Here is a 7,366-nt window from a genome sequence, read left to right as displayed (position 1 = left end):
GATACGAAATTTTTCGCATCCTTGAAATTACGCTTATTTGATCGATTTCTTAAGAAACAGTTTCTTCCTCAACATCTACATAACAATCCATTGTATGTACTTCTTTATCTTCATGATTCCCAAAGTAAATAGTGAAATTCATTGTTTAACACCCTTTCACAAAGGATCTAAGTTTAATTATTATTTAATATAATTATATTATTTTTTCCAAGAAATAACAACAGTTAGCTTGTTTTTGAGGAAGATGGTTAGGTTAGTAGAAAATTATTTTAGTTAATTCCTATTTTTTTTAATTAACTTCAACAACAAACACATTACTTCCTCAAAATCATTAACTCTCGGCTAAACTTTTTATAGTTAGCAATTATAATTTCAATAAATTTGTATTGAGCAAACCGCTCAAAGAATGAAATGTGTAAATTTACACCTGATCCATAGGAACTATTAGATGGTTCTGTTAAACCAAAATGTTGATTTTCGCATATTAATACAATGCTTTAGTTGCATATGGAAATTTTATCAAAACTTTTGCTATTTCCTTTTAACATAAATATCGTATTGGGTATTATCATTAAATCGATCACTGCGAGCATTAACTGGTAATTCTGCTTAACTTTACACCTTCATCTTTCAATTTAGAAATGATCTTAAAATAATCTTCATATCCGTATGTTGTATATATTAATTCCCATTTTCTATTTAATATTAATTGAACTATTGAAATAAGCCCTATAAATAATAATAATAATAAAAGGCCACCTACCCACATGGTTTCTCCCCCCATATCAAAATCTATAACTAATTATATTCGTATTACTATGAGGGATTCCCTTACACATACTTTTATTTAACTATCTGCCATTTAGTCGAATAAGAAAAAGCCACATGAATTGGAGCTTATTTTTAACTCATGCATGCTTTAGTTGAACAAGTAAATAACTTTAAATAGTTATTTTTAAAGAAATATCAAAGCATACAAAAATCCTAGAAATCCTACATAGAATAGCATTGCCCATGGTTCTAACGGTTCAAAAAAGAAACCAAATAACATCCCAATTCTTTCATTTATTTTTTTCGCTTCTTTTAGTTCCATAAATAATAATCTTAGAGGAATTAAAATACATACTGAACTAATAATGATTACTATAATTCTCATATATTCCCCCTAAAAATACTTCTTTGTTTCTAGAATGCACTTTACTATTGAACTAAAGCAGTGCCTTAGTTGTATAACGAATCTATTAATGACCTCTATGTTAAAGGATTAAAAATTACAGATACACCTAATTCAATTTGAACTTTTTTTGCCAATAATACTCCCTTTTCATTATGTTTAACTTTCTTATCCTCTGGTAGTGAAGGTGCTTTAAACAAATCTACTGAATTTTGATAATCATGTACCCATGATATTAAATCTCTGTATAACTCTTCAGAGATTTGGAAGTCATCGATATCAAAATTCAAATTACACTTAGCACACCAAATAGGATCAGCAAAATCTGCCTCTACCCTATATAATTCATCATGACTACATTTATTTTTAAAAATAATGATAATCCCCTTTTCTCATTAATTATATTATTCTTCTACTTTTATAATAGCTAAAGTAATTCATCTCTTAAAATAACGCACCCGTTAGTTGAAGAAGAACCGTTAAAAACTTGTTAATTACTTTTGGAATGTACCTTTAATAATTCGTTAAATTCATCCCAAAATCTTTTATACATTTCCTTATCGAAATCATCATCTATTCGTTTTTCTTGAGAATCTTCGAATAGTTTCTTGGCTTGTATAGCGAACGAAACAATAAGTTCTTTATATTCTTTACTGCTTATTGTAACTTGTAGCCCTCGGTAATAAATACTTCCAGTCAGAGGGTTAGTTGTAATAACTTTAACAAAATTCGATAATAATACTTGGTCTCCAAGATGCTGTACTGTCCAATGAATTGAAATGGGGCAACTATTCATTAAAATTGTGCCACAGCCGTGAAGGATAAGACCTTCTTCATTATTGGGGTCACAAATATAATCTTTATTTAAGGTTCTTAATAAAGCTAACGCAGACTCACTAATTCCCCATTCTTCCTCTAAACCAGGTTGTGTAATAATAGTTCCATTTACATTTAAGTATATTTCTCCGTGTGAACATAAATCTTCTTCCTGTGAACACACCCAATTTTGTTTTGAAACTTTAATTTCAAAATGTTCTTTCATGACGGGGATCACCTAATCCGTTAATTATTTCCTTTGAGAATAACATGAATTTTGATATTTTTGTACAACTAAACTGCCATATAGTGCAATAAACTCTTTCGTTAGTTGCATAAGAAAAACAATCCTTCGTTATTGAAGAATCGCACCCGTTAGTTGCATAACTTTTTAAAATTATAGAATCACGCTAAGTGTTAATACTCCCTGTTAAGCTAACGGGGAGGATAACAGGTTAATATGACGAATTATAGTAGAAATAGACAAAGTTAACGTTATAGGAGGTAACAACAATGTTGAAACTATTCGAATATAACTGGCAAGTCCGCAATGACTGGTTCGACTGGTGTGAAACTGTGAGCGTGGAAGAGTTGATGAAAAGACGCAATGGTGGTGTAGGTTACATCATCCAACGCTCTATCACATTGTGGCAGTCGAGTATGGTTGGATAAGTGGTGGGATTCTAGAAAAATCGATTAATATCCCTTTGTTCGAGGAAGTGGCCAGCCTACAAAAAATAAAGGATTTTTCCAACAGTTGTCACGTGGAACTTGCTCCATTTGTCTACGGTTGGAACGATGGCCTTGAAGATCACATAATGATTGATATCTTGGATGATGGAAAACAGGAAGCACATAGATACGGTGAAGTAATGCGGCATGTTATCGTCCATGAGATCCACCACATTGGTCAATTATCAATATGGTCACGAGAAATTGCAAAAAAGCCAGTTACTGCAAACTTGATTGGTAGGAGTTTATTTGATACTTAACAATTGGACTTTCAGAGGAATTTTAACCACATTTAAAAGAGGTGGTTTTCTTTTTTTATTCAACTAAAGCATTAGTTAATTGAACAAGAAAAATCCTTTATTTGCTATACGAACCTAAAATTCGTTACAAGAAACTCAAAAAGGCAACTTCTTTAAGGAAGTTACCTTTTGCTAGAAATTGTTTTGATAAACACTTTACACGTTCTACATATGCCCTTCCAATTTTTAGATTCACATCAAATTTAATTACTTTCTTTTCAATGTAATTAAATTCGAAAGAAGCATAAATTTGGTGCCAGTATTATTAAAAATTTATATTTAATTACTTTGATCCATCTTCAGTTCCCCTGAGTCAGCCTCTTTTTACTAAAGCTTTGTACGCAAACTCAAAAGCTCCGGAAAAAATTGTTGATCTAGAACTCTTTTTAAATAACTAACTCCTGAAGATCCGCCTGTTCCCATCTTATTGCCGATAATTCTTTCAACCGTCGACATGTGATTAAAGCGCCATAGCTGCTGCTGGTTGCCAATATCGACTAGCTTCTCTGCCAACTCATATAGATCCCAATATTGTTCGGGATTGCGATAGACTGTCAGCCATGCATTTTCAACACTCTCATTTGGTTCATAGCTTTGTGACCAGTCACGTTCAAGAGCTTCTTTATCAACCGATAAACCATGCGCCACAAGTGCAGATATGGCAGCATCATAAATACTCGGGTCATGAAGAGCATTTAGCAACATCGAATGTAACTCCTTCTGATGTTGATAAACAGCCAGCGTATGTGCATTTTTGTTTCCTAGCGCAAATTCAATCAAGCGATTCTGATAGGATTGGAATCCAGAGGAATGGCCCAGTTTGTCACGGAATTGCATATATTCAGATGGTGTCAACGTCGAAAGGACGCTCCATGACTGGATTAACTGTTGTTGAATGCGGGAAACACGTGCCAGCATTTTAATTGATGGTTCTAAATCATTGCGGCGAATACAAGCAATCGCCGAATTCATTTCATGTAAAATTAGCTTCATCCAAAGCTCACTTGTTTGATGAATGATGATAAAAAGCATTTCATCATGGTGGTTCGAAAGTCGATGCTGGCTTGATAAAATCTGATCAAGACTGAGATAATCACCGTAAGACATTTCTTTTTGAAAGTCTAATTGAATACTATTTTCGAGATTTTTATTATCTATGTTTCCCATTATATAAGCCCCCTCATAATCAATCTATTTTATTTTAATACATTTTCTTATTGATTAGTTACAATAAATCACTTTTTTTAAAAATAGTATGTACAAAACGACAACTCAATTATTAATTTTATGGATCTCAAATCTGTTTTTAAAGCCTCTTTTATTTTTACAAATTTATAGCAGAAAAGTGGCTTTATATTAGTGATAATAAAAATGATGTCCAACTGACGCATCCGCTAGAAATAGTTGGGTTTATCTTTTCTATTATAAATATAGTTAATCCCGCCAAAACACCGAGAATTATAGGATAGAATACATTTTCGGTTTGGAAATGATAATGCAATTTAATCTTTAATAATTCCTTCAATTTCAACTAACAGGATTGTTAGGCTTATACCAATAAGTCTACCTAATTTCAAAATCCCCCTCCTAAATAAAATCTTTTTCTTATTGAAGAGCTGAAATGTAAACTCTTAATTATTATTATATGGTAAATTGATATGATTCTAATTTTGCAAAAATATATCATTTTTTATTTTTCACCTTATTCAACTATACTGCCGGCTAGTTGCATAAGAAATTAAAAATATACATTAAAAGTACAAAAAAACCCGTTTAGCTAAAAAAAATAAAACCTTTGCTCTAAATTTAGAACAAATGCTCACTACAGATAAATCATCTACTTACAAGTTGTCCACTTTGAGGTACTTCCTCTTTTAAATCAGTTGCTCCAGTTAATTTTTCCTTATTCACAAAATCAAAATCATCTATTTCAGGATAGAATAATTTTTCTTCAATTGATTGATTCTTTTTAATAGTAGGTCCCTGGTCCTCCATTAATCGTTCAATCCCCAATTTAATTAGGTTAAAGGCAAAAATTGAGACGATAAATGCTATACTTGGTCCGACAATTACCCATGTGTCTATCGATAATTCTATATAATTGGCACCAATCATTGCTGACCATTCGTTTGCTTTTGACATCGGTCGGTCGACTCCAATATCTATGGAAAGAATTTTCACACCACCAATAAATAGTTTAAAAACAGCTAATTGAGTTAGTAAAAATAAAGTTTGAATTGTCTGTTGGACAAATAATAATAAAACACGACTTCGAAGATATGGAATGACATGTTTTCTTCTAATCCATCTATTTCTTGCTCCAATTATTTTAGAACTCGTTATAAAATCGTTTTTTAAATAGTCTCTTACTTCTTCACCAATTGAATTCATCAATACTGGTATTGAAATTATAATCAATAAAGATAATTGGATCGCAATTGTTTTTTCCTTTGTTACTTCTGAAACATCATTTAACAATACAAAAAATGGAAATAAAATGATGACTGCAGGAACAAAACGGAAAGCGTTTATAATTGGTTCTATAATTTTTAACCATTTACCATTTACAAAGCCAAAAAAAGCCCCTAATATTCCTCCAAATACTACTCTCATTAATCCTACTATAATTGCAATGGATAATGTGTATTTAGCACCATCAATTACCATCCAAAATACATCTCTTCCAAATCTGTCTACTCCGAAAATATATTTTAAACTTGGAGGATAACCAGTTGTGTCGATTAATCTTCCTTTAGCATTGTATAACAGTGAAGGGGGTGGCTTTAATGTATCTTTTATAAAGTACGTATAAATAAAACTAAAGATAATTAAACCTAATATGATAAAGCTTCCTATTAATATAGGTAAATACTTCTTTATCTTCATATTGCTTCTCCCCCTTTCATTTTAAGAACAATTTGTTTAAAGATAATTTCTAATAGAAAGAAAGGGATAAATAGTAAAACTAGCGCCATAAAAAAGATTTCAGGTGAACCAGTATTATTAAATAAAAATGTAAAATAACCTTGCATATTAAAGAATTTTTCTACTATTAATAAATTCGAAATCATTAACCAAAATATTAACTTGCTATTACTTAATAATGTAATCGTTACATTTCGTAAAATATGACGAATCATGATCCAAGAATTTGAGAGCCCCTTCGCTTTTGCATATTCTACGTAGTCTTTAATTTTTTCTTCTTGAATTGCCAGACATAACATTTGGAATAGTTGGATTGTTGGAATGATTGATACAAGAAAAATCGGTAATACATAGGCTTTTGATTCAAAACCGTTTACTGGGTCTACAATTTTAACCCCTGTTTTATTAAAGATCCATAGAAAGAAAATTTGTAATCCACAAATCATGATAACATCTGGTATTGATTGCATGAAAAATAGTACACTATTTATTATTTTTCTAACTGATTTTGGTCCAATATTAACAGCATAAGATAAAATTAAAGCTGCGATGATGGAAATTAAAAACGCAAAAAAAAGGATTGTAAATGAATACATATAAGGTTCTAAAAATACGGAAGAAAAAGGAACGTATTGAAAATCTTTTAAGTATACTTCTAAATGACTGAAATAAAAAAAGCTCCAAAAAAAGATTTGTAGTTGGTTCCAAAACTCCACTAAGCGCTCTCCTTTTGGTAACAATAAAGTAAAAGAAGTGGCGGTAATTAAACCGATTCCAAATATCGTTAAACAAAATTGAAGAAGGTATTTAGAAATAATTCTACTTGTTTGTATCATTATTTCCCCTCCTTTACAGGCTTTATCTTTTCTTTGTAATAAATAATATTTCCTGAATTTCTCAACTTGCCAAATTTCAAGAACGTTCCATATTGCTTAATATACATATACTTTTCGTTATTCTTTTTCCCTACTGAATAACCAATTGCATTCGATCTAATGTTTTCACCATATTTACCAAATTTATCTTGGATTGCTTTCGGTTGTTCTTCAGGCTTAAAAAATAATAAACCTGTTAAGTTTTTATTGTTTATGTCTAATAAAATTTTCTTATATGCAGAACCCTTATCGTCTGTTTTAACAATAGTTTTATAGACTATACTCATAGAATCATCATCTTGAAAAATGAGATGAAGTTTTGCGTCTTTTGGAAGTGACGAATCCACTTTAATTCCGATACTTTTTGTATCAAAGCTACCATCTGCATGGATTGCCAAATTTTGTGGAGGCTTTTTAATTGTACAGGCTGATAGCGCGACAGTTGCCAAGGCTAGAAAACAAATCATTTTAAATTTTTTCATCAGTTCTTAAAAAACCCCTTTCCTAACATATAAAATTTCTTTCCAATTATTTTTACAAATATT

General features: G+C 30.9%; 9 protein-coding genes and 1 pseudogene. 1 reads left to right on the top strand and 9 read right to left on the bottom strand.

What is annotated here, in order from left to right; all coding sequences use genetic code 11:
* Positions 1 to 314: 314 nt before the first annotated feature.
* From ACFCYN_RS25540 to ACFCYN_RS16585, 5 genes are all read right to left on the bottom strand, one after another.
* Positions 315 to 413, bottom strand: coding sequence for a hypothetical protein (locus ACFCYN_RS25540; protein WP_483867242.1), 99 nt, complete (start codon positions 411 to 413; stop codon positions 315 to 317).
* A 179-nt stretch (positions 414 to 592) separates the two neighbouring features.
* Positions 593 to 769, bottom strand: a complete 177-nt coding sequence (locus tag ACFCYN_RS16600; protein ID WP_375950419.1) for a hypothetical protein — start codon at positions 767 to 769, stop codon at positions 593 to 595.
* Between the two features lie 186 nt (positions 770 to 955).
* Positions 956 to 1,156 carry a hypothetical protein gene (locus ACFCYN_RS16595; protein ID WP_172444728.1) on the bottom strand — a complete coding sequence of 67 codons (201 nt, stop codon included), beginning with the start codon at positions 1,154 to 1,156 and terminating at the stop codon, positions 956 to 958.
* Between the two features lie 95 nt (positions 1,157 to 1,251).
* The gene (locus ACFCYN_RS16590; protein ID WP_172444729.1) at positions 1,252 to 1,464 is read right to left on the bottom strand and encodes a hypothetical protein; all 213 of its coding nucleotides are present in this window, start codon (positions 1,462 to 1,464) and stop codon (positions 1,252 to 1,254) included.
* Positions 1,465 to 1,664: 200 nt separating this feature from the next.
* On the bottom strand, positions 1,665 to 2,216 hold the full coding sequence (locus tag ACFCYN_RS16585) for a hypothetical protein (protein ID WP_375950417.1): 552 nt from the start codon (positions 2,214 to 2,216) through the stop codon (positions 1,665 to 1,667).
* A 287-nt stretch (positions 2,217 to 2,503) separates the two neighbouring features.
* Between ACFCYN_RS16585 and ACFCYN_RS16580 the strand changes: the two are divergent.
* Positions 2,504 to 2,982: pseudogene (locus ACFCYN_RS16580) on the top strand (DinB family protein).
* 366 nt (positions 2,983 to 3,348) lie between these two features.
* On the opposite strand, the gene kynA reads toward ACFCYN_RS16580, so the two are convergent.
* The 4 genes from kynA to ACFCYN_RS16560 all read right to left on the bottom strand — a co-directional run bounded on the left by kynA (position 3,349) and on the right by ACFCYN_RS16560 (position 7,303).
* Positions 3,349 to 4,188: a tryptophan 2,3-dioxygenase gene (gene kynA, locus ACFCYN_RS16575; protein ID WP_172444732.1), complete on the bottom strand. Its 840-nt coding sequence runs from the start codon at positions 4,186 to 4,188 to the stop codon at positions 3,349 to 3,351.
* A gap of 666 nt (positions 4,189 to 4,854) precedes the next feature.
* The gene (locus ACFCYN_RS16570; RefSeq protein ID WP_375950414.1) at positions 4,855 to 5,907 is read right to left on the bottom strand and encodes an ABC transporter permease; all 1,053 of its coding nucleotides are present in this window, start codon (positions 5,905 to 5,907) and stop codon (positions 4,855 to 4,857) included.
* Positions 5,904 to 6,782, bottom strand: a complete 879-nt coding sequence (locus tag ACFCYN_RS16565; protein ID WP_375950412.1) for an ABC transporter permease subunit — start codon at positions 6,780 to 6,782, stop codon at positions 5,904 to 5,906. Before ACFCYN_RS16565 ends, ACFCYN_RS16570 begins: the two co-directional genes overlap by 4 nt.
* Complete coding sequence (locus ACFCYN_RS16560; protein ID WP_172444735.1) at positions 6,782 to 7,303, bottom strand: hypothetical protein; 522 nt, start codon at positions 7,301 to 7,303, stop codon at positions 6,782 to 6,784. Before ACFCYN_RS16560 ends, ACFCYN_RS16565 begins: the two co-directional genes overlap by 1 nt.
* Positions 7,304 to 7,366: the final 63 nt, after the last annotated feature.

The sequence above is a fragment of the Gottfriedia sp. NPDC056225 genome, assembly GCF_042267765.1.
Taxonomy (GTDB): domain Bacteria; phylum Bacillota; class Bacilli; order Bacillales; family Bacillaceae_G; genus Gottfriedia.
Note: the sequence above shows the minus strand (reverse complement) of the source record. Positions and strands in the feature narration are given on the sequence as shown.